The organism is Winogradskyella ouciana (assembly GCF_009709615.1).
GTDB lineage: Bacteria > Bacteroidota > Bacteroidia > Flavobacteriales > Flavobacteriaceae > Winogradskyella > Winogradskyella ouciana.
Map to the genome: position 1 here is coordinate 59,558 of NZ_WJYA01000006.1, position 21,507 is coordinate 81,064.

The following is a 21,507-nucleotide window of genomic DNA, read 5'->3' on the forward strand; positions in this document are numbered from 1 at the left end:
TTTTTATTAATTTTGCAGTCGATTAGCTAATAAAGACCTTCAAATTAAAGATATGGCAAAGTTTGAACTTAAGTTACCTAAGATGGGAGAGAGTGTTGCGGAAGCAACTATAACCTCTTGGCTTAAAGATGTAGGAGATACTATTGAAGCTGACGAAGCAGTTTTGGAAATTGCTACGGACAAGGTAGATAGTGAAGTACCAAGTGAAGTTGATGGAGTTTTGGTAGAAAAATTATTCGAAGTTGATGATGTTGTAAAAGTTGGGCAAACCATTGCTGTCATTGAAATAGAAGGTGAAGCTACTGCAGATGATGAAGCTCCAGCTGCAGAACCAGTAAAAGAAGAAGCTCCTAAAGCTGTAGCAGAAGTAGCACAAACAGTGGTTGCTGCTAAAGAAACTGTAGAACCAGTAGTGTCTTCAGGAGACCGTTTCTATTCTCCATTGGTAAAGAATATTGCCAAAAAAGAAGGTATGTCTCAAGCGGAACTCGATAGTGTTCCAGGTACTGGCAAAGACGGACGTGTAACCAAAAACGATATAAAGAGTTATTTAGAATCTCGAAGTTCTGCACCAGTTTCTTCAGCTAAACCTGAAGCGCCAAAGCAAGAGGCTTCTCAAAATACAGTCCAACCACCAAAAAGTAAAGAGGCAGAAAAACCTGCTCCAGCACCTACGGTTTCTTCAGGTGAAGACGAAATCATAGAAATGAGCCGTATGGGCAAACTCATTTCCAAACACATGGTAGATTCTGTACAGACATCTGCGCATGTTCAGTCGTTTATTGAAGCAGACGTCACCAATATTTGGAACTGGCGAAACAAGCACAAAGACAGTTTTAAAAAGCGTGAAGGGGAAAACCTAACCTTTACTCCAATTTTTATGGAGGCTGTGGCTAAAGCCATAAGGGATTATCCAATGATAAATATCTCGGTACAGGGAGACAGTATCATTAAAAAGAAGCATATCAATTTAGGAATGGCTGCTGCTTTAGCGGATGGTAATTTAATTGTGCCAGTAATTAAAGATGCTGACCAGCTTAACTTGTTGGGTATGGCTAAAAAAGTTAATGATTTAGCTAAAAGAGCCAGAGAAAATAAATTAAGCCCAGATGATATACAAGGTGGAACTTATACTGTGACGAATGTAGGTACATTTGGAAGCATTATGGGAACTCCAATTATTAATCAACCACAAGTTGGAATCTTAGCATTGGGTGCCATTAGAAAAGTGCCAGCGGTTATAGAAACTCCGCAAGGTGATTTTATAGGTATCCGTTACAAGATGTTCTTATCGCATTCTTACGATCATAGAGTCGTAAACGGAGCACTTGGTGGACAGTTTGTAAAAGCCGTTAAGGATTATTTAGAGGCTTGGGATGTGAATAGAGAAATCTAGATAATTGTCATGCTGAACTTGTTTCAGCATCTCACATATAATGAAAAGCTCAGTTTAAGGACTGTGCTTTTTTTATTTGGTTAAATGCTATTCTACTTATTCTAACTACCTTTGCACAAATTAATAGCACATGCAACTCAACCTTAACAAGCCCATCTGTTTTTTCGATTTGGAAACTACAGGAATCAACATATCTAAAGACAGGGTCGTAGAAATATCAATTCTCAAAGTACATCCTGACGGAACAGAGGAAACCTATACAAAAAGGGTGAATCCGACCATTCCGATTCCGCCCGAAGTGACATTAGTGCATGGGATTTCTGATGCTGATGTTGCCGATGCACCAACCTTTAAGGACATTGCCAAAGATGTGCACAACATGATTAAGGACTCAGATTTAGGTGGTTTTAATTCTAACCGTTTTGATATCCCACTATTGGCAGAGGAAATGTTACGTGCCGAGGTAGATTTTGATATGAAAAACAGAGTTGCAGTAGATGTGCAGACGATTTTTCATAAAATGGAGCAGCGTACACTGAGCGCAGCCTATAAATTCTATTGTGACAAAAATTTAGATGATGCCCATAGCGCTGAAGCTGATACTAAAGCGACTTACGAAGTTTTAAAAGCGCAATTGTCCAAGTACGATAATCTTGAAAACGATACTAAGTTTTTAGCGGATTTCAGTTCTCGCAAGAAGTTTGCCGATTTTGCTGGCTTTCTCATTTTCAATAAAAAAGGTGAAGAATGTTTTTCTTTTGGTAAGCACAAAGGAAAGCGCGTTGTTGATATTATGGAGCAAGAACCTGGCTATTTCGGTTGGTTGCTCAATGCAGATTTTCCGTTATATACTAAAAAAGTGTTAACTGCAATTAAGTTGAGACAGTTTAACAATAAATTGGATTGATTAAGCACGAAGCACCAACTTTGCGCCTTTGCGTCTTTGCGAGAAATTAAAAATGTATTTATCAGCAAAAAAGTCTAACCTCTATTATCTAATTTCTTACATCTAAAAAAATGAAACTCATCTGCATAGGTCGCAACTACACAGACCATATTAAAGAACTAGAAAACGAAAAGCCAACAGATCCTGTGGTGTTTTTAAAACCAGATACATCGATTCTATTGAAGAAACAACCGTTTTTCATTCCTGAGTTTTCAGACGATGTACATCATGAAGTTGAAGTTTTGGTAAAAATCAAAAAAGTAGGAAAGTATATCGATAAGAAATTTGCACATAAATATTACGATGAAATTGGTCTTGGAATAGACTTTACAGCTCGTGACCTTCAAGCGCAATTGAAAGTCAAAGGTTTACCATGGGAAAAGGCCAAAGCCTTTGATGGTGCAGCAGTTATAGGGAAGTGGTTGCCTAAAACTCAGTTTCAGAATATAGACAATATCAATTTTAGTTTAAAGAAAAATGATGAGGTTGTTCAATCCGGAAATACGGAATTGATGTTATGGAAGATTGATGAACTCATCGAATATGTGTCAAAATATTTTACTTTAAAAATTGGGGATATTATCTTTACCGGCACACCAGCCGGAGTTGGTAAGGTTTTTGCAAACGATAAATTAATAGGATATATTGAAGACAAAGAGATGTTTTCAATTAAAATTAAATAAATGGCAAAACATTATAAATTAGACCGTGTACGTGAAATGGCCGACAATGACGAAGATTTCGTTATGGCGTTGGCAGCAGCTTTTATAGAAGAAGTTCCAGAAGACGCGGAACGGTTGAGAAAAGCTGTGCCAGAAGGCGATTTCTACGAAACATATCAGGCGGCTCATAAAATGAAACCAACTGTGGATTTGTTTGAGCTTGGTATTTTAGATAAACTTATAGAAGTGCAAGATTGGGGAAAGTTTGAAAAATCTGACGAGAATGTAGATGCACAACTTCAAATCGTGTTGACTGCCGTAGAAAACGCGACGAATGAGATTAAAGCAGATTTTGGTCTATAACTATTTTATCCCTAAGACTTCTTTAGACATGTGCATGGTTACAAGCATGTGTGGTAAATCTACAGTTTCAGCTATTTTAAGATCACCAGCTAAAGAGCATAAAGCATAGGCCTCATGTTCACTAAGTTTGTGTTCTTTCATTAAATAATCTACCATGTAGAGTGTTGCTTTTTTTGCAGCACTATCGATGGTCGTTCCAAATCCTGTGGTGGCATAATAATCTTTGGTTTCATACTGAGGCTCTTTCATTGATTTGTCTTTTATCAACTCAATTTCGTAGATTATTCTTAACGGAACTTCTATGGCAGTACCGCAAACTTCACCTAAACCTTGTACGGCATGTCCATCACCAATAGAGAACAATCCTCCTTCGACAAAGACAGGGAAATAAACCGTAGTGCCAACCGTCATGTTTGGGTCATCCATATTTCCGCCATTTGCTCTTGGTGGAATGGTGCTCAACAGCTCTTGTGTTGCGGGAGCTACTCCCATTACTCCGGGAAATGGATTGAGTTGTAATTGAATGGAATCATTAAAGTTAACTTTAGTTTTGTCATCTTTTAAATCGTATATCCTCAGGTATTCACCCTTAATGGAATCAGCGACAAAGCTAAAGCCTGGGTAGATGGCATTCCAACCCCAATCTCCTAACTCAATCTCATGTAATGTTACCTTTAATACGTCACCTGGTTGAGCTCCTTCAACATAAACAGGTCCAGTTAAGGGATGGATGGGGTCAAAATCAAGATTTGCTAAATCTTCAATAGTAGAATTTAAATTTAACTGTTCATCACTTGCATCTTCCGTATAAGCTTCTATGATAGCACCTGACTTTACTGTAAGAATTGGTGGGATGGAGCTGCTAAATTTATTGTGTGTTTGTTCCTTGGTGATTGTGAAATCTGGTTTTAAGCTGTTTTCTACTTCCGCTATTTCTTCGATTTTACTTTCCTTCTTTTCTTGACATTGAAACAGTATGATGCAACAAAGTACAAGTTTTACTAAAGTTTTATAGGTGAGTTGGTTAGTCATAACTGATAAATTTTGGAATAATTGTCCTTTAAATTTAATGAATAAAATACTATATAGTCTTAAATTTGATTTTTAATTAAAATACCCTTAACCATTGACGGCTGAAATCATTACCATTGGAGATGAAATCCTTATCGGACAGATTGTTGATACAAATTCGGCATTTTTAGGAAAAGAACTCAATAAAGTAGGGATTTCTATTTACCAAATCACATCCGTACAAGACGATAAAAATCATATTCTTAAAGCGCTCAAGGAAGCAGAGGATAATGCTGACATTATAATTGTCACTGGTGGATTAGGACCTACAAAAGACGACATCACCAAACATACCATTTGCGAATATTTTAACGACACCTTAGTTGAAAACAAAGACGTTCTTGCACACATAGAGCATTTGTTTTCAACATATATCAGTACACCAATTTCAGATTTAAACCGCAGGCAAGCGCAGGTGCCTTCAAAAGCAAAAGTATTGATGAACCAGTTTGGTACAGCACCAGGAATGTGGATAGAGAAAAATGAAAAGGTATTTGTGTCGCTTCCAGGTGTGCCTTATGAGATGAAAGGATTAATTACGAATGAGGTTATACCAGCATTAAGAAAGAAATTCAAGTTTCCGTATATAAAACACAGAACACTTTTAACCTATGGCTTAGGAGAAAGCGCTATAGCCAATAGGATAGAAGCCTGGGAAGACGCCTTACCAGATTTTATAAAATTGGCGTATTTGCCAAATTTGGGACGTGTTCGTTTGCGTTTATCTGGTATTACATTAGATAAAGCGATGCTAGATGCTGAGCTCGAAAAACAAATAGCGTTGGTATTGCCTCAGATTGAAGACATTTTTGTGGGTTTTGAAGAGGATATTTCACTAGAAGCTATTGTTGGTAAGCAATTAACCGAATTAGGAAAAACAATTGCCGTTGCAGAAAGCTGTACAGGTGGACAATTCGCAAAAGCGATTACGGCTAATGCTGGAGCATCGAAATACTTTAAAGGTAGTATCGTAAGTTATGCTACTGAGTCTAAGGTAAATATTTTAGACGTTCCTAAGAAAGATATAGAGTCGTATTCTGTGGTGAGTAAGGAAGTAGCTGAGGCTATGGCAGATCATGTTCGAAAGATGTTTAATTCGGATTATGGTATAAGCACTACAGGAAACGCAGGCCCTTCAAAAGGAGATTCTGATGCAGAGGTAGGCACGGTTTGGATTGCTGTTGCCAATGAAGACAAGGTATATTCGGAAGTTTTTAATTTTGGCAATCATCGTGATAAAGTGATTATGAAAGCGACGAATAAAGCCTTTGAAATGCTTCAAAAAGAAATTTTGAAAAAGTAGAGTTTTATGTTTGTTGAAACATAAAGTTTTACTAAATTTGCACCCTGTTTTAAAATAATAAGAGAACGATGTCAAGAGTTTGTGAACTTACTGGGAAAAAAGCGATGGTTGGAAACAATGTTTCTCACGCTATGAATAAAACAAAACGAAAGTTTAACGCCAACTTGGTTAAGAAGCGTTTTTTTATTCCTGAAGAAGATAAATGGGTAACATTAAAAGTTTCTACATCTGCATTAAAGACTATCAATAAAATTGGTATCAGTGCAATGTTAAAAGAAGCTAGAGCAAAAGGATTTTACAAATAATAGCGTAGCGCTTAAGTCAATTTACAATGGCAAAGAAAGGAAATAGAATACAGGTTATCTTAGAGTGTACAGAGCACAAAGCTTCTGGTCAACCAGGAACTTCAAGATATATTACAACGAAAAACAAAAAGAATACGCCAGACCGTATGGAGATTAAAAAATTTAATCCTATCCTTAAGCGTATGACAGTTCATAAAGAAATTAAGTAATAATTAGAGATTTTCACTTAAGTGAAAATGTCAAATAACTCGCAGAGGTATGGCAAAGAAATCAGTAGCGTCTTTACAGACAGGATCAAAAAGATTGACAAAAGCTATTAAAATGGTGAAATCACCAAAAACTGGATCGTATATGTTCGTAGAATCAGTGATGGCACCAGAATTTGTCAATGACTTTTTAAACAAGAAATAAGCTACAATTATATTGTAGATTTACAAAACTGCTTTCGTTTGAAAGCAGTTTTTTTATGGCTATATTTGAGCAAATCTGACAAACTAGCAGTAAACTATTAAAGGCAAGGTTGTTGTGTTGGGTTTTAGGCGTTAATTTAGTATCTACAAGGTTTTATAAACCTTGCAGGAAACAGGTTAGGCTTTTGTGAGTCGCTTCCCGAAAAAAAAGATAGGAAGAACTCAAACATATCGCTTTATCTTTAACGCATTAAAGAACAACTAAACGAAAAACGACTAAACAATAACATGAGTTTTTTTAAAAAAATATTCTCTTCCGAAAAGAAAGAAACCCTAGATAAAGGTTTAGAGAAATCTAAATCCACTTTTTTCAATAAATTAAATAAAGCCGTTGCAGGAAAATCTAAAGTAGATGATGACGTTTTAGATAATCTTGAAGAGGTCTTAGTAACTAGTGATGTTGGAGTCAATACTACGCTTAAGGTTATTGAACGTATTGAAGAGCGCGTGGCTAAGGATAAGTATTTGGGAACTTCAGAGCTCAACCAAATTCTACGGGAGGAAATAGCAGGTCTATTATCTGAAACCAATTCTGGAGAAGAAACAGAATATAAAATTCCAGAATTACCAGCTCAAGAAAATGGGCAAAAAACACCATACGTACTTATGGTAGTTGGTGTTAATGGTGTTGGTAAAACAACGACCATTGGTAAACTAGCATACCAGTTTAAAAAGAAAGGCTTAAAGGTAGTCCTTGGTGCAGCAGATACGTTTAGGGCTGCGGCAATAGACCAGTTACAAGTTTGGGCAGATCGTGTAGATGTGCCAATGATAAAACAGAAAATGGGTTCTGATCCAGCTTCTGTGGCATTTGATGCGGTGCAATCTGGTGTTAATCAAGATGCAGATGTAATTATCATTGATACAGCTGGTAGATTGCATAACAAAGTCAACCTTATGAATGAGCTCACCAAAGTAAAGCGTGTTATGCAAAAAGTGGTGGGTGATGCACCACATGATGTGTTATTGGTTTTGGACGGTTCTACAGGACAAAATGCATTTGAGCAAGCTAAGCAATTTACGGCAGCTACTGAAGTGACGTCTTTGGCAGTAACCAAATTAGACGGAACAGCTAAAGGTGGAGTGGTAATTGGAATTTCAGACCAGTTTCAGATTCCTGTAAAATATATTGGAGTAGGAGAAGGTATTGAAGACTTACAGGTCTTTAATAAGTATGAGTTTGTGGATTCTTTTTTTAAGTAACAAATTCCTTTGTAAAAAGGAATCTCATTGAGTTGAATAATTATTTTCAATCAAATCCAAAAGTAATATTACGTAATCTTACCTGGTTAAGTTTATTCATATCAGCATTGGTTGTTATTAGTAATTCATGGAATATTGTTTCTAATGCGATATCAATGTTTCAAAACCCGCTTATTCCTAGATAGCTATTTTACTACGCTTCATTTGTGCCATTTATAGTTATTATTTTCTTTACAATTATTGCTGTAGTCTGTATTCTATTTTTGAGAAGACAAGAATACAATCTTCAAAAAGTAACCGTGTTGTTTGGTTTAATTATTCTATTCTTCATTTTCACGAGTAATATTCATGATTTTTTGATGTATATTAATCCATTTCAACTTTAATTGTTTTCGTATTTTTATAAAAAATACAACCATGCGTCACATTTATTTTCTATTCATTTTCGTATTCATTTTTTCATGCAAAGATTCAAAGTCCAATGACCCTCAGACTCCGACTGAAGCTTCAAAAACCAAAATTGATAATACTGAGGTTGAAGACGACTCAGACCTAAGTGCCATTTCAACCAAAGACTTTAGGGAGTTTAAAGTACTGGATTCCAGAAACCTCACCAAAGCAGACATTTGGGCAGACATCAATCCACAAATAGAAGACTTTACGGAATCAGACTATAATCGCCTAAAACCTTATATTTTAGAGAAGGACATTACCGAGCTGCAAGTCAATAGAACACGCAATAAGTTTACCTACGAAGAACTTACCAAATTCTATCTCTATCGCATAAGAAAGTTTGATAGAGAAAATCCATTGTCATTGAATTCGGTAATTGCTGTAAACCCTAGTGTTATTGAATCAGCAAAGCAAAAAGATCAAAATTTTAAAGATAGAGGAATAAATAAGCATCCTATTTACGGAATGCCAATTCTGCTAAAAGACAATGTAAATACATCAGATATGCCAACTACGGCAGGTGCAGTAGCTTTAAAAAATAATAGAACTGATGATGCCTTTATAGTAAAGCAATTAAAATCAAAGGACGGTTTAATATTAGGTAAAGCCAATCTAAGTGAATGGGCATATTTCTTCTGTGGTAATTGTCCAAGTGGCTATTCAGCAATTGGTGGACAAACTTTAAATCCTTATGGAAGACGAATTATGGATACAGGAGGGTCAAGTTCGGGTAGTGGTGTAGCTGTTGCTGCCAACTTTTGTGCAGCGGCAATTGGAAGCGAAACAGCTGGTTCTATCTTATCACCAGCGAGTCAGAATTCGGTTGTTGGTTTAAAACCGACTATTGGCTTAGTAAGTAGAAGTGGCATTGTACCAATCTCTTCTACTTTGGATACAGCAGGTCCTATTACCAGATCTGTTAGAGATGCAGGAATAGTTCTCAGTGCAATTTATGGTTATGATAATTCAGACACAAAATCCGTTAACCTCAATACATCTTTTGGTTATTTTGAAAAACCTTCAATGGATGCTCTAAAAGGCAAACGATTCGGCGCTCCAAAACGACTCATAGAAGACACTTTGTATGTAAACGCACTAGAAGTTTTAAAACAACAAGGTGCGGAAATCGTTGAAATTGAAGAAGAAAAATTAGGCTTACCGAATTTTATTCGGCTTTTAAACCTAGATATGAAAAAAGATTTACCAACCTACATGGAAAGTTATGCCAATAAAAATATCAAAGAAAGAACTGTATCTGATATGATGGCTTATAACATTAAAGATTCTTTAAATACCATGCCTTATGGTCAAAAGCTTTTTCAGGGTATAGCCGATGATACAGGAGATGAAAAGTTTTTGGAGCGTATCAAGGATACTTTAAAAACCAATGGCAGACAATATTTTGATATACCTATGAAAGCCCATAATTTAGATGGCTTCTTGTCCATAAACAATTACCATGCTGGTTTTGCTGCGGTTGCGGAATATCCTGCATTGACTGTTCCTATGGGCTACACCAAAAAAGGTGAACCTAAAGGATTAACTTTTATAGCCAAACCTTTTCAAGAAAAGCAATTACTGGAATGGGCTTATGTGTATGAACAGGCTTCTAAGGCACGTAAGGCACCAAAGGATTATAATTAGCAATTTCAACAATCTAAATTCTACAATCGCATATCGTAAATCATTGTGTATCTTTGCAGACTGATTTACAAAAAGCATGCGTACAAAAACCTTAAAGAAAAATAGAATTAATGTCGTTACCCTTGGCTGTAGTAAAAATGTTTACGATAGCGAAGTGTTGATGGGACAGCTTAAAGCTAGTGGCAAAGATGTGATGCACGAACAAGAAGGTAATGTTGTTGTGATAAACACATGCGGTTTTATCAACAATGCCAAGGAGGAAAGTGTAAACACTATATTGCACTACATGCAGAAGAAAGAAGAAGGCGAAGTTGATAAGGTTTTTGTGACTGGTTGTCTAAGCGAACGCTATAAACCAGACTTACAAAAAGAAATCCCGAATGTAGATCAGTATTTCGGTACAACGGAATTACCTGGATTATTAAAAGCCCTTGGTGCAGATTATAAACATGAGCTCATTGGGGAAAGACTTACAACAACTCCAAAGAACTATGCTTATTTAAAGATAGCAGAAGGATGCGACAGACCTTGTAGTTTTTGTGCTATTCCGTTAATGCGAGGTAAACATAAAAGTACTCCAATTGAAGACATCGTTGTTGAGGCTGAAAAATTAGCAGCCAATGGAGTCAAAGAATTAATTCTTATTGCTCAAGATTTAACCTATTACGGATTAGACCTATACAAAAAACGAAACCTGGCCGAATTACTGGAGCACTTAGTAAAAGTTGAAGGTATCGAATGGATTCGTTTGCATTACGCATTTCCAACAGGATTTCCGATGGATGTTTTGGAAGTTATGAAGCGTGAACCTAAAGTTTGTAACTATTTAGACATTCCGTTGCAGCATATATCAGATTCAATTTTAAAGAGTATGCGTCGTGGTACTACCAAAGAAAAAACCACCAAATTACTTAAAGAGTTCAGGGCTAAAGTGCCAGAAATGACCATCAGAACTACACTTATCGTTGGTTATCCTGGTGAAACACAAGAGGATTTTGAAACGCTTAAAGATTGGGTAAAAGAAATGCGTTTTGAACGCTTAGGTTGTTTTACCTATTCACATGAAGAAAATACACATGCTTATAATCTTGAAGACGATGTACCAGAAGCGATAAAGATGCAGCGTGCTAACGAGATAATGGAAATTCAGTCACAAATTTCTTGGGAACTCAACCAAGCCAAAATAGGACAGGAGTTTAAAGTGGTCATAGACAGAAAAGAAGGAAACTACTTTGTAGGTCGAACAGAATTTGATTCTCCAGATGTGGATAACGAAGTATTGATTGATGCCACTAAAACCTATCTCAAAACAGGTGAATTTGCAACCATAAAAGTGATTGAGGCGGAAGACTTCGATTTATATGGTGAGGTTATTGCTTAGAAAAAAGCAGGCTTGCGCCTGCTCTTTAACAACCAACTAAATAACTTGTAAATTAAAATTAGTCCCATTGCTTTACAGTTGTAGTTAAACCTTGATATAAAGCAATGCCTGTCCAATCACTTGTTAGATCTTCGCTATCACCAAACCTATATTTAAAGTTATGATCCGCTAAGTTTACATAGGCTAGTCGTCCAGAGATACCCAAATAAGATGTTGAATTAAAATTTTGCGAATTTCCTTTTAAAACAAAATATTTATCACCAGCATTATGTTCTGGTAAAGTTTGGCCTAAGTCAATAAATCCCTCACTGACGGAATTACTAGAGATCTTAACCTTAGCATCCGTTACATTATCATCATCACCTTTATATTTTATAGCAAATACGTATTGTAAAGGAGCGATGTCAACACCATTATTATTTGAATATGTATAATATCCAGAGTCATAACTTATTGATTCACTAGTGTTATAATGTTCGTCTGAAGTACTCGTTTTTTCAACTAAATATAATGCTGTTGCAAGCAAATTATATTCATCTTCAGTTACTTGTATCCACTCACCATTCTGAGCATTTATATAAGCTTGTTGTGAGGTGTTTAAAAATGAAAATATATCATCAATATTGTTTAATGAGATTAGTACACTCGATGTTGCAGTATCAATAGAATTAGTAACGGAGATTGTAGCTTGTATAAGCGGATTGATTTCATAGTCAAACTTTAAAGGATCATTAACAAATATTTCTCCTGTTGTACTATTTATAGCAAATGCTCCATTTGCTGTTTGGCTAGAAATACTATATAATAATGTTCCTGTTAGATTTGTAGCTACGGTACCAAGAGATTGTCCTTCAGTTGGATTTTCATCTATAGTTTGTAAAATGTCTGAGGCACTTGGAATAAAACTATCGCTGTCTTCATTACTGCATGAAACCATAATAGTCATTAAAGTAATGATAATCAAAAAGCCAATTAAATTTTTACTCACGTATATAATATTAAGCCTTAGGTGCTCGTGATTTTTTTTTGAAAAATTCATAATGTTTGTGTTTTGTGGTTTAACTTTTGTTTTTGTAGCGACTTGCAACTGGACGTCTGCAGCCTAATCCAGAGCAAGGCACCACAAAACTGGTTTGCCATTAATTAATGACACTACAAACTTATAGCAACACTTAGCTGGATTAAAATATAAACTGTGGACATTCAGTGGACAGTCTATTGCACATACTCGGACAAAAGGTGGACATTTTTAGTTAAATAAATGTAAATCAATGCTTTAAGTGTTTTAAGTAAAGACTGTAAACACTTAAATTGAAGACAATTGTGGAATTAAAATGGATTAATTTGCCATTTCGTAAGCCTCGCGCATCCAGCCAATCAATTCATCATCTACATCTTCAACAGAAGTTAGTTGCACTCTATGTGTGCACATGGTGCCAAATGGTCCTGAATTACCAAAGCGGTCTGTAGTTGGTTTATCAGGTAATTTTAAGCCTAAATCAATTCGTGTTTTTGTGGCTGGTTTTATAAGAACGAATTGACGTTTTCTTATAGCACTGACACTTGTCTTTTTTGGAGTGACAGTGACATCATTTCCAAAACCTTTAACAATGGGCAAAAGCTTTTCGTAAATAGGGAAGAGGTTTTCCTTGCCTTTATATTGATTGGTTACCAAATCCTCATTAGAATTATTGTCGTCTTTAGAAAGTGTAACGATGGTATTGGCAAAGCCATGGGTTACACCATGTTCTGTCTTTAAAAATTTCACACCTTCAGAATGTTTGGCAAAGGCTTTTGCTTTTAGAATTTTCTTCCATTCTTCTAATGACTTACCAGTTTTCTCTGGCATATTGTTAATCATGGTTTGTAGTGCGTCGCTCATATCAGTTTACTTTTTATAATCTTGTCATTTCGACAGAGTGAGGAACGAGCGACGAGAAATCTAAAAATTATGAGATTCCTCTTCGTGCCTCATTCGGAATGACAGATTTATATTATAATTTTTTATTTTGGTCTAAGTGTATTAACATAAGCAAAACTCTGTTCAAAATAGTTGACCATTAGTGCTTTGTTTTCCCAAAGTGATTCAGGTACCAAGACATAATCTTTCATTTTAGCACCGTAGGAATAATAATGACCAGTACTATACTGTTCCATAAACTTAGTCGCTTCATCTTTCGGTAAACGAAGACCAATTTCGGCATCCTTGTTTAACAGGGTAAACATATAACCATTAGATGAGGTATAAATCATCGTTTTTCCTTTACGTTCAAAACCGTTACAGGCTTCTGTAATATCATCATATATTTTTAGTGCGTCGTCCCAAGTCATAATTTAACGATATTCTGGGTTTTCAAAATTCCAACGCGTACCATCGTCCCATTCCTCGCGAGAATTTCCGTAAGCAGAATAACCGTTATTTTCCTTTAGCATTTTGGCCAAGTGCAATAGATTGTAAGTCATAAAGGTGGTATTTCTATTGGTAAAATCATTGTCCTTTGCACCAGATTCCTCATCGCGATAACTTGGCCCAGGACCTGCTTCTCCAATCCAACCGCAATCTGCTTGTGGTGGTATGGAATAGCCAATATGTTGTAAGGCATACAAAATACTCATGGCACAGTGCTTAATGCCATCTTCGTTACCTGTAATGATGCAGCCACCAACTTTGCCGTAAAACAGATATTGCCCTTTGTCATTCTGTTTACCGCTCATGGCATAAAAACGCTCTATAAGTTTAGTGGCTACAGATGATTTTTCTCCCAACCAAATTGGTGTGCCGATAATGCAGATATCAGCTTCAAAAATACGTTCAAATAGTTTTGGCCATTCATCAGTTTCCCAACCGTATTCCGTCATATCTGGATAGACTCCTGGTGGCACATCATGATCTACAAACCTTATTTCCTCGACCTGTACACCTTCCTTTTTCATTATTTTTTTTGAAACATCTATTAAGCCTTGTGTATGGCTCATGCGAGGTGACTTTTTTAATGTACAATTAATGTACACAGCCTTTACATCTGAAAAATCTGGTTTTGACATGGTTTTAGAATTTTAAACTTAAGTAAAAAAAAAGGTTTCGACTGCGGTCAACCTGACAATGGAATTATATATGCTGATCTACCAAAATAGCATTACCATCTGGATCGAGCACCACAAAACTTGCAGGACCTGATTCGGAATCGGTTTCAACTTCACTTGCAAACAAAACATCCTTTGATTTTAAATGCTCTTGAATCTTACGCACATCATCGTATTGCTCTAACGTATTGGCATCTTGATCCCAACCAGGATTAAAGGTAAGAATGTTGTTTCCAAACATACCTTGAAACAGACCAATCAATGTGGATTCGTTTTTCATGATGAGGTAGTTCTGTTCTAAACTACCAGCAAATACCGAAAACCCTAAATGTTCATAAAAGGTTTTTGATGCCTTAATGTCCTTAACGGCAAGGCTTACAGAAAATGCTCCTAGTTTCATAATCGTTTGATTTTTAATTAGTTCTTAAAGGTAGTGAAATTGGTTAATCAAAAAAAGTCACATCGCGTAATGTGACTTTTCTATGTATTGGTGAGCCGCTTTCAATTGAGCATTCACCTAACACACTTTCTTACAATGAAAGTAGTTTAACCTGTTTTTATTTGCGAAATACTGATTTGTTTCTCACCGGTAAAGCGTTTTGATATTCCGTAGACAGAAAAATAATGTACTTGATCGTCATCTAAATCGACAATTTTTTTATCGTCGAGCGTAAAAATTAAATTTTTATCTGAATTTTCTAAATGTAAGTAGTTGCTTTTTAAAGTGACATTGTATAGGTCATTAATAAGTGGAGCATTATCTAGTTGACCTTCGTACTGAATCACAAAATAATTAAAGGTTTTTTTATTTTTTTCATTTAATGAAATAACAAGTTCACCTGTATTATGTTGATGAAACTTCACGTCAAGTTTAATTGGGTTTATTTTATCAAAAACAATTTCTTTGGATTTCACGGATTCAAAACTTTCCTTTTCTTGGCCGTATGAACTAATAAAAAACAAAGTGAATACGATGCAAAAAAGGAAACCTTTAAGAATAGTTTTCATAATTTAAATTTTAAAAGTTATACATGTCTCAAAATTAAAGAAGCCTTTTTGAAAAAGTCAAGTTCAAAACTGTTAAAAATTGTTAAGCCATCTATGATTTATCAAAGATTTTTGTGATTTAACAATATAGGCTTACTAAACCCTAAACCTTCCAATTTATCCAATTGGGTAGCAGCATCACCAACAATTAAATAAATCATTTGGTTGGGTTTAATATAATCTTCAGCTAAGGCTTTTACATCTTCAACGGTCATTTCACTCACTATTGCTTGGCGTTGATTGGCATAATCGTCATCTAAACCAAAGTTGCTAATATTGCTAAGCATGTTGAGTTTTGCACCGAGGGTTTCAAAAGCTCTGGCTGTGCTTTTAATCGTAAAGCCTTTAGTGACATCCAAATCCTCTTGATTGTAGTTTTTGCCATAGTCTTCCAAAATTTGTTTCACCAGACTCGTTGCTTCATAAGTGACATTGGTTCTAATACCACTACCTATTCTAAAATAACCTTCGTGAGCAGTGCCATTAAATCTAGAACTGATACCATAAGTATAACCTTTGCCTTCACGCAGTTGCTGTGTGAGTTGCGACGCAAAACTTCCGCCACCAAGTCTGTAATTCATAACCGTTGCAGGATAATAATCCTTGTGCGTAGCTTGTAAAGCAGGATATCCAAAACGGATTACGGATTGCTTAGCGCCTGGCACATCGTAGAAATAAACTATGGATTTTTCAGGATATAACGGCATTGGTAATTCTGGTAAAGCAACATCCCTTACTTCCCAATTGTTATTGATGCTTTGCAGGGCATTGACCACTTTTTCTCGTGAAATAGCACCAACCACATGCATATTGGTCAGTTTTGGTGTGAGATTGGTATTGTAATAGTCTTGCAGATCCATCATTGAAATACTATTGACCGAATCCTCAGTACCATTGTTATTGTATGCCAAAATATTGTTGTCTCCATAGAGCAATTTTGAAAATTCATTATCAGCAATACTGTTAGGATTGGCTTTACTACGTTGAATACCACTGATGGTACTTTGTTTCAATAAATCGAACTCTTTTTCATCCCAACGTGGTTCTAAAAGAATCTCAGTAACCAAATCCATTGTGGCATCAAAATGTTTAGATAAGGTGGTGCCAGAAATGGTAATATTATCGCTTGTAGCATACGCATAAATACTGGCGCCCAAACTTTCAATTGCATTCTCAAGCTCTTCTGGAGTTTTATTTTTGGTGCCTTTGGTCATAAGATTAGCTAAAAGATTAGAGACACCAACTTTATCCTTATTTTCTAATAAAAGACCACCAGCAATCTGCATTTCGAATTGTACTAAAGGCACTTCATCATTTTCAATACCATAGACTTTAATACCAGATGATAGTTCTTCTTTCCAGACCTCTGGAATGTTCAGCTCTGGACTTTCGCCATAAGGAGGCTCTACACTTCTATCAAAACTGCTTGGTGTTTTTTCGTAAGTGGCCACAACACTTGGGTCGAAACTTTCTTCCGCGCCTTCGACTATTTTTTCCTCCACAACATTGGCCAATTGCGAATTGTCCAATACCAGATGTTTCTGATTTTTAGGTACAAAACTGGTTGCGATATAGTTTTTATTCTTAATGTAGGTGTTATAAACTCGCATTACATCCTCTGGAGTCACTGCAAGTATATTTTTTACATCTTGATTAATGAAGCCAGGATCGCCAGCAAAGATTTCATACTGAGCCAATTGAAAACCTTTGCCTAAAACGCTTGAAAGGCCTTGATAAAAGTTGGTTTCTTGCCCAGCTTTGATACGGTTGAGGTCTTTTTCTGAAATACCATTGTTTTCAAAATCCTTAAAACCGTCTTGAATAGCCGAAGCCACGTCATTTAAATCCGTTTGATCAAAAGCAGTAACACTTAATGCTAATTGTCCAGCAATTTCAGATGAATTTTGATACATCCTAACATTACTGGTAAGCTGCTCGTCTTCTACAAGAACTTTATAAAGTGGTGCTTTTTTTCCTTGGGTTAAATATTGTGATAAAACACTTAGTGCATAGGAATCTGGATGATACTGATAAACCGTTGGCCAGGTCATGGTTAATCTTGGTGCTCTTGCAAAATTATCTTCGTAATATAAACGCTTAGACGACTTTAAATTAACAGGCTGTTTTTCAATTTTTGGAATGTCTTCTCCTCGTGGAATTTCGTCAAAATACTTTTTTACCCAAGCTTTGGTTTGCTCAACATCAATATCTCCTGCAATGGTCAATGTTACATTATTAGGCACGTACCAACGTCTAAAAAACTCTTTAACATCGGCTAAAGTTGCGTTTTGTAAATCTTCCAAAGACCCAATCACTTCCCAACTGTAAGGATGCCCTTCAGGATAAAGGTTTTTGTTTATGACATAGGAATTATGTCCATAAGGCTGATTATCTACACGTTGACGTTTTTCATTTTTAACCACTTGTTTTTCCTTTGCCAAAACGGGTTCGGTTACCGTATTTATGAAGTATCCCAATTTATCGGCCTCTGCCCAAATCATTTTTTCCAAAGCATCTTTTGGTACGGTCTGAAAATAATTGGTCCTGTCTCTACTCGTGGAACCATTAGCACCAGAGCCACCAATACGTGCGCTCATTTGGTCTAATCCTCCTTTGCCCAGATTTTCGGATTCTAAGAATAATAAATGTTCAAACAAATGTGCAAAACCAGTTCTACCTTCTTTCTCCCGTGCAGAACCTACGTGAGCCGTTAAGGCTACAGCTGCCACAGGATCGGATCTATCTACATGCAGAATGACTTGCAAGCCGTTGTCTAAAGTAAATTTTTCGTAATCCACTTTAAACTCTGGTGAGGTGTCTTTGGTTTCGTTTTGTTTACAAGAAGAAATAGTAAATAAAACTAGCAAGACTAAAAGTGATGATTTTAAATGTTTCATGATTTTATTCTTTGATTGATTTTAGTTGTAAATAATGTTTTCTAAATCTTTTTTGTCTCCAGTATAGATTTTGAAAAAATCTGAAGGATTATTTGCAATTACTTTTGCAGGCTGTTCGTGGTCGTGAATAAGTCTATAAATTTTTCCTTTTTTGTCCACAGCAATGTAGTTGCCATCTTCTATATCTAAAATTGTATAGAATGATTTTTCGTCTAAATTGATTTCAAAAGTAAAGTCAAGTTCTAGTAATTCAAGCTGATCTTTATTGAGAGGTTTAAGTATCTTTTCTACAATTTTCTGATCTGGATTTTCCCTTTTCAGATGCTCTAAATGAATTTCGTTTACCTGAATTTCATTCAAATCAAACAGTCTGTGAAAATTCTCTGGATGTTCGGTTGTTATTGTACTTAATGCATCATGAGAAAAAGTTAACTTAATCGGTTCAAACTGTTTAGTCTTTCTATTTAACACAGAGACACCCTGTAAATTAAAATAGGTTTTATGATTTTTATTAACTACTGTAAACGCCTTTTCACTATAACTCCTTCCAAGAAAAATACTTTTAGGGTTTTCTAAAAGACTAATATGAAAAAACTTTGAAATACCGAATACTTTCCTCAATTGAGGCATTTGAGATTCCAACGCATTGATGAGATTTATTTCAAATTTCTCGATATGCTTTTTCTTTGTCTTTCTATTGAAAAGTCCCATTTTCAAAGTTTACAGTTCATAAGCATTATTATTAACAAAGAAAACGGAGTTCACTAAAAACAGTTTTCCATTTTCCCAAAAACTTCTAAACATGGTATTATCCACAAAATAGATAAAACTACCGCTTCCCATACGCTCTTCACCAAAAACCAAAGTATTATTCAGTTCACTCAATGCATCTTTACCAGCAAAACCTGAATACACTTTAGTATTGTCTAAGTGAGCGACATTGTAGCCACCATCTAAAAGGCTATAAGCTGAACTTCCTAGTTTTAGCGTAAAGTAATTATCATCATAACCAAATGCCATTGGATGTGTGTTATCGACTTTGGTTTTGAATATAGCACCTGTAATAAGATTGTTGGTGTACTCGCGTTCGCGCTCAGCATAAGGTATTAAGTTGTTTTTATCTGGTGTCTTTTCCGATTCTTTATATTTTAAAGAAAAGCCTTCTTTGCCAGCAAAACTTCTAAGGGCACCATCAATGGCGATGACTTTTCCACCAGCACGTACCCAATCCTTTAATTTTTTCATATTGTCATCATTGAGTACACTTCCATAGTAACCATTAGGCATTATCAATACATTGTATTTGCTGAGATTTGTTCGGCTGAAATCGTCTGTATTTATAGAGGTTAAAGGGTAATGTAATTGTTGCTCAAAGAAATGCCAAATAGCGCCATAACTTAAAGATGACGTTCCTTCACCAGAAAGTATGGCAACCTTTTGTTTGTTGATGAGCTTAATATCAGGCGAACCAATATCTGGAGTGGTTTGGGAAAAGCCAGAATTAATTTGCGTTAAAGAACGTTTATGTTTTTGGGCAATGGTATTGAGCATACCTACAAAATCTTCAATGTGCTTATTGTCGCCTCTGGTGATGATCAAAGAACCACTTTCAAAATTTGAATTGTTTGAACTGAATGGTTTTTCGGTAAACCTCACCTTAAAATCGTGCTTTAGTAAGTCTGCTAAAAACTGGGCGTCGTCTATAGAATTCCATTTGCTCACATAACCATAAGCCTCATATAGAATTTTCAGTGCTTTAGGTTCAAACATTTCGCTACTACTTACTTTAGATGTACTCGCAATGGCATCTAAACCATAAGCGTAAGGTACTGACCATGCCGTAATATCATAGGTGAGTGAATCTGCTAGTTTAGCATTGGGTTCAAACAATACTTTTACCATTTTTCCCTTGGGTTGGTTGGTATGGACTACTACTGCGTCTTTATTAACGTTCATACTACTTTGTTGACCAGAGGCATAATTATATCCTGACACTTTAGAGCCACTAGCATTTTCAAACGTAATCTCATGTTTGTTGAGTAAGTCTTTTAGGCTATTTAATTTGTCAGCGTTACCTTTTACGACATAGCTTTTATATTTCAAGTTGGAATTGTCAAAGAACTTAGCAAATTCCGTATTAAGTTGTTTGGCGTTTTTTGAAGCAATTTCAACCGTTGAAAGTCCTGTTACTGTATGGTGCGTTAAGCGATCTACTAAGGTTAATACCTCACCTTCGTCATTTAAAATACCAAGTCCTGCCATGCCATGTCCACCTTGTTCGTAGGTCATACCAATCGCTCCCATGTATGTTGGATAGGTATCACCATAGCTCGGGTAAAATAAATCAAAGCGTTCTCTGGTAAAAAACAACCAGCCTTCAGCATCAAAATATTTGGCGTGATTTTGACCTATTTGCGTCTGAAAATTACGTTGCCAATCACTGATGATTTCATGAAACGGTTCTGCAGCAGGGGCAAAATAATAGGGTTCGTTTGGTCCTTGTTCATGAAAATCGACATGAATATGCGGCATCCATTTGTTATAGACCTGTAATCGTTGCTGGGTTTCAACCTGTGTTGCCCATGCCCAATCCCTGTTGAGATCAAAAAGATAATGGTTTGGTCGTCCACCTGGCCAAGGTTCTTTATGTTCACTGGCTTGTTGGTCGATGTCGTATGGTTGGCTTGCGGTTTCATTATACCAATTTACATAACGATCGCGACCATCTGGATTAATGCACGGATCAATAATCACAACCGTGTTCTCCAATAAATCTTTACGTTGCGTTAGGAGCTTGTAAAGTGTTAGCATAGAAGCTTCAGTACTAGACGCTTCATTACCATGAACATTATAGCTCAACCAAACAATGGCAACATCAGTAGAACTTGGTGTGCCTTCTAACAAGCCTGTATTTTTTAAGTTGTTTTCTCTTATGGTTTCAAGATTACGTATATTAGCTTCACTCGATACATAAGCCAAATACAATGGTCTGCGCTCATAGGTAGTTCCATATTGCTCAAGCTTTACTTGATTAGGAACCGCTTCAGCAACGGCTTTAAAGTAGTCAACCACTTGATGATGACGACTGAATTGTGTGCCAATCTCATAGCCTAAAAATTCACTTGGTGTTTGAATATTTTGGGCAGTAATAAAAGTTGAAGTAGTGAAGGCAATAAAAAGGATGAAGAATAATTTGCGCATGTGTTTGTTGGTTTTGGTATAAAGCTAGTAAATATAATTAGGGATTTTGAGAATATGATACTTGTTGTTTTGAATTAACTA

The 21,507-nt window shown here is 36.0% G+C and carries 21 protein-coding genes; 11 read left to right on the forward strand and 10 right to left on the reverse strand.

What is annotated here, in order from left to right; genetic code table 11:
• The first annotated feature begins 52 nt into the window (after nt 1-52).
• From F1003_RS10245 to F1003_RS10260, 4 genes are all read left to right on the forward strand, one after another.
• Nucleotides 53-1,396 carry a dihydrolipoamide acetyltransferase family protein gene (locus tag F1003_RS10245; RefSeq protein ID WP_155089332.1) on the forward strand — a complete coding sequence of 448 codons (1,344 nt, stop codon included), beginning with the start codon at nt 53-55 and terminating at the stop codon, nt 1,394-1,396.
• Nucleotides 1,397-1,526: 130 nt separating this feature from the next.
• On the forward strand, nt 1,527-2,303 hold the full coding sequence (locus F1003_RS10250; protein ID WP_155089333.1) for a 3'-5' exonuclease: 777 nt from the start codon (nt 1,527-1,529) through the stop codon (nt 2,301-2,303).
• A gap of 110 nt (nt 2,304-2,413) precedes the next feature.
• Nucleotides 2,414-3,025, forward strand: coding sequence for a fumarylacetoacetate hydrolase family protein (locus F1003_RS10255; RefSeq protein WP_155089334.1), 612 nt, complete (start codon nt 2,414-2,416; stop codon nt 3,023-3,025).
• Nucleotides 3,026-3,367: an Hpt domain-containing protein gene (locus F1003_RS10260; protein ID WP_155089335.1), complete on the forward strand. Its 342-nt coding sequence runs from the start codon at nt 3,026-3,028 to the stop codon at nt 3,365-3,367.
• On the opposite strand, the gene F1003_RS10265 is transcribed toward F1003_RS10260, so the two are convergent.
• Complete coding sequence (locus tag F1003_RS10265; RefSeq protein WP_155089336.1) at nt 3,368-4,399, reverse strand: acetamidase/formamidase family protein; 1,032 nt, start codon at nt 4,397-4,399, stop codon at nt 3,368-3,370. It abuts the gene before it with no gap.
• Nucleotides 4,400-4,493: 94 nt separating this feature from the next.
• Between F1003_RS10265 and F1003_RS10270 the strand changes: the two genes are divergently transcribed.
• The 7 genes from F1003_RS10270 (at nt 4,494) to rimO (ending at nt 11,197) form a co-directional block, all read left to right on the forward strand.
• Entirely contained in the window at nt 4,494-5,741 is a 1,248-nt protein-coding gene (locus tag F1003_RS10270; protein WP_155089337.1) for a competence/damage-inducible protein A, read from the forward strand.
• 68 nt (nt 5,742-5,809) lie between these two features.
• Entirely contained in the window at nt 5,810-6,046 is a 237-nt protein-coding gene (gene rpmB / locus F1003_RS10275) for a 50S ribosomal protein L28 (RefSeq protein ID WP_008271039.1), read from the forward strand.
• Nucleotides 6,047-6,072: 26 nt separating this feature from the next.
• Nucleotides 6,073-6,255, forward strand: coding sequence for a 50S ribosomal protein L33 (rpmG, locus tag F1003_RS10280; protein WP_008271040.1), 183 nt, complete (start codon nt 6,073-6,075; stop codon nt 6,253-6,255).
• Between the two features lie 49 nt (nt 6,256-6,304).
• Nucleotides 6,305-6,457, forward strand: a complete 153-nt coding sequence (locus F1003_RS10285) for a DUF4295 domain-containing protein (RefSeq protein ID WP_155089338.1) — start codon at nt 6,305-6,307, stop codon at nt 6,455-6,457.
• Nucleotides 6,458-6,744: 287 nt separating this feature from the next.
• Nucleotides 6,745-7,719 carry a signal recognition particle-docking protein FtsY gene (gene ftsY / locus F1003_RS10290; RefSeq protein ID WP_155089339.1) on the forward strand — a complete coding sequence of 325 codons (975 nt, stop codon included), beginning with the start codon at nt 6,745-6,747 and terminating at the stop codon, nt 7,717-7,719.
• A gap of 417 nt (nt 7,720-8,136) precedes the next feature.
• The gene (locus F1003_RS10295; RefSeq protein WP_155089340.1) at nt 8,137-9,816 is read left to right on the forward strand and encodes an amidase family protein; all 1,680 of its coding nucleotides are present in this window, start codon (nt 8,137-8,139) and stop codon (nt 9,814-9,816) included.
• 76 nt (nt 9,817-9,892) lie between these two features.
• Entirely contained in the window at nt 9,893-11,197 is a 1,305-nt protein-coding gene (gene rimO / locus F1003_RS10300) for a 30S ribosomal protein S12 methylthiotransferase RimO (protein ID WP_155089341.1), read from the forward strand.
• 58 nt (nt 11,198-11,255) lie between these two features.
• Here rimO and F1003_RS10305 read toward each other — a convergent pair whose 3' ends face one another.
• The 9 genes from F1003_RS10305 to F1003_RS10345 form a co-directional block, all read right to left on the reverse strand.
• Nucleotides 11,256-12,236 (reverse strand): cadherin repeat domain-containing protein, encoded by a 981-nt coding sequence (locus tag F1003_RS10305; RefSeq protein ID WP_155089342.1) that lies wholly within the window; start codon nt 12,234-12,236, stop codon nt 11,256-11,258.
• 300 nt (nt 12,237-12,536) lie between these two features.
• Nucleotides 12,537-13,079 carry a DUF4287 domain-containing protein gene (locus F1003_RS10310; protein WP_155089343.1) on the reverse strand — a complete coding sequence of 181 codons (543 nt, stop codon included), beginning with the start codon at nt 13,077-13,079 and terminating at the stop codon, nt 12,537-12,539.
• 122 nt (nt 13,080-13,201) lie between these two features.
• A complete protein-coding gene (locus F1003_RS10315) occupies nt 13,202-13,528 on the reverse strand; it encodes a hypothetical protein (RefSeq protein WP_155089344.1) in 327 nt (108 codons plus the stop codon).
• A gap of 3 nt (nt 13,529-13,531) precedes the next feature.
• Nucleotides 13,532-14,242, reverse strand: a complete 711-nt coding sequence (locus F1003_RS10320) for a flavodoxin family protein (protein ID WP_155089345.1) — start codon at nt 14,240-14,242, stop codon at nt 13,532-13,534.
• A 64-nt stretch (nt 14,243-14,306) separates the two neighbouring features.
• A complete protein-coding gene (locus F1003_RS10325) occupies nt 14,307-14,681 on the reverse strand; it encodes a VOC family protein (RefSeq protein ID WP_155089346.1) in 375 nt (124 codons plus the stop codon).
• 146 nt (nt 14,682-14,827) lie between these two features.
• On the reverse strand, nt 14,828-15,289 hold the full coding sequence (locus F1003_RS10330) for a hypothetical protein (protein WP_155089347.1): 462 nt from the start codon (nt 15,287-15,289) through the stop codon (nt 14,828-14,830).
• Between the two features lie 101 nt (nt 15,290-15,390).
• Nucleotides 15,391-18,225, reverse strand: a complete 2,835-nt coding sequence (locus tag F1003_RS10335; protein ID WP_155089348.1) for a M16 family metallopeptidase — start codon at nt 18,223-18,225, stop codon at nt 15,391-15,393.
• A gap of 21 nt (nt 18,226-18,246) precedes the next feature.
• Complete coding sequence (locus F1003_RS10340) at nt 18,247-18,936, reverse strand: hypothetical protein (RefSeq protein ID WP_155089349.1); 690 nt, start codon at nt 18,934-18,936, stop codon at nt 18,247-18,249.
• A 9-nt stretch (nt 18,937-18,945) separates the two neighbouring features.
• Nucleotides 18,946-21,426, reverse strand: coding sequence for a M14 family metallopeptidase (locus tag F1003_RS10345; protein WP_155089350.1), 2,481 nt, complete (start codon nt 21,424-21,426; stop codon nt 18,946-18,948).
• Nucleotides 21,427-21,507: the final 81 nt, after the last annotated feature.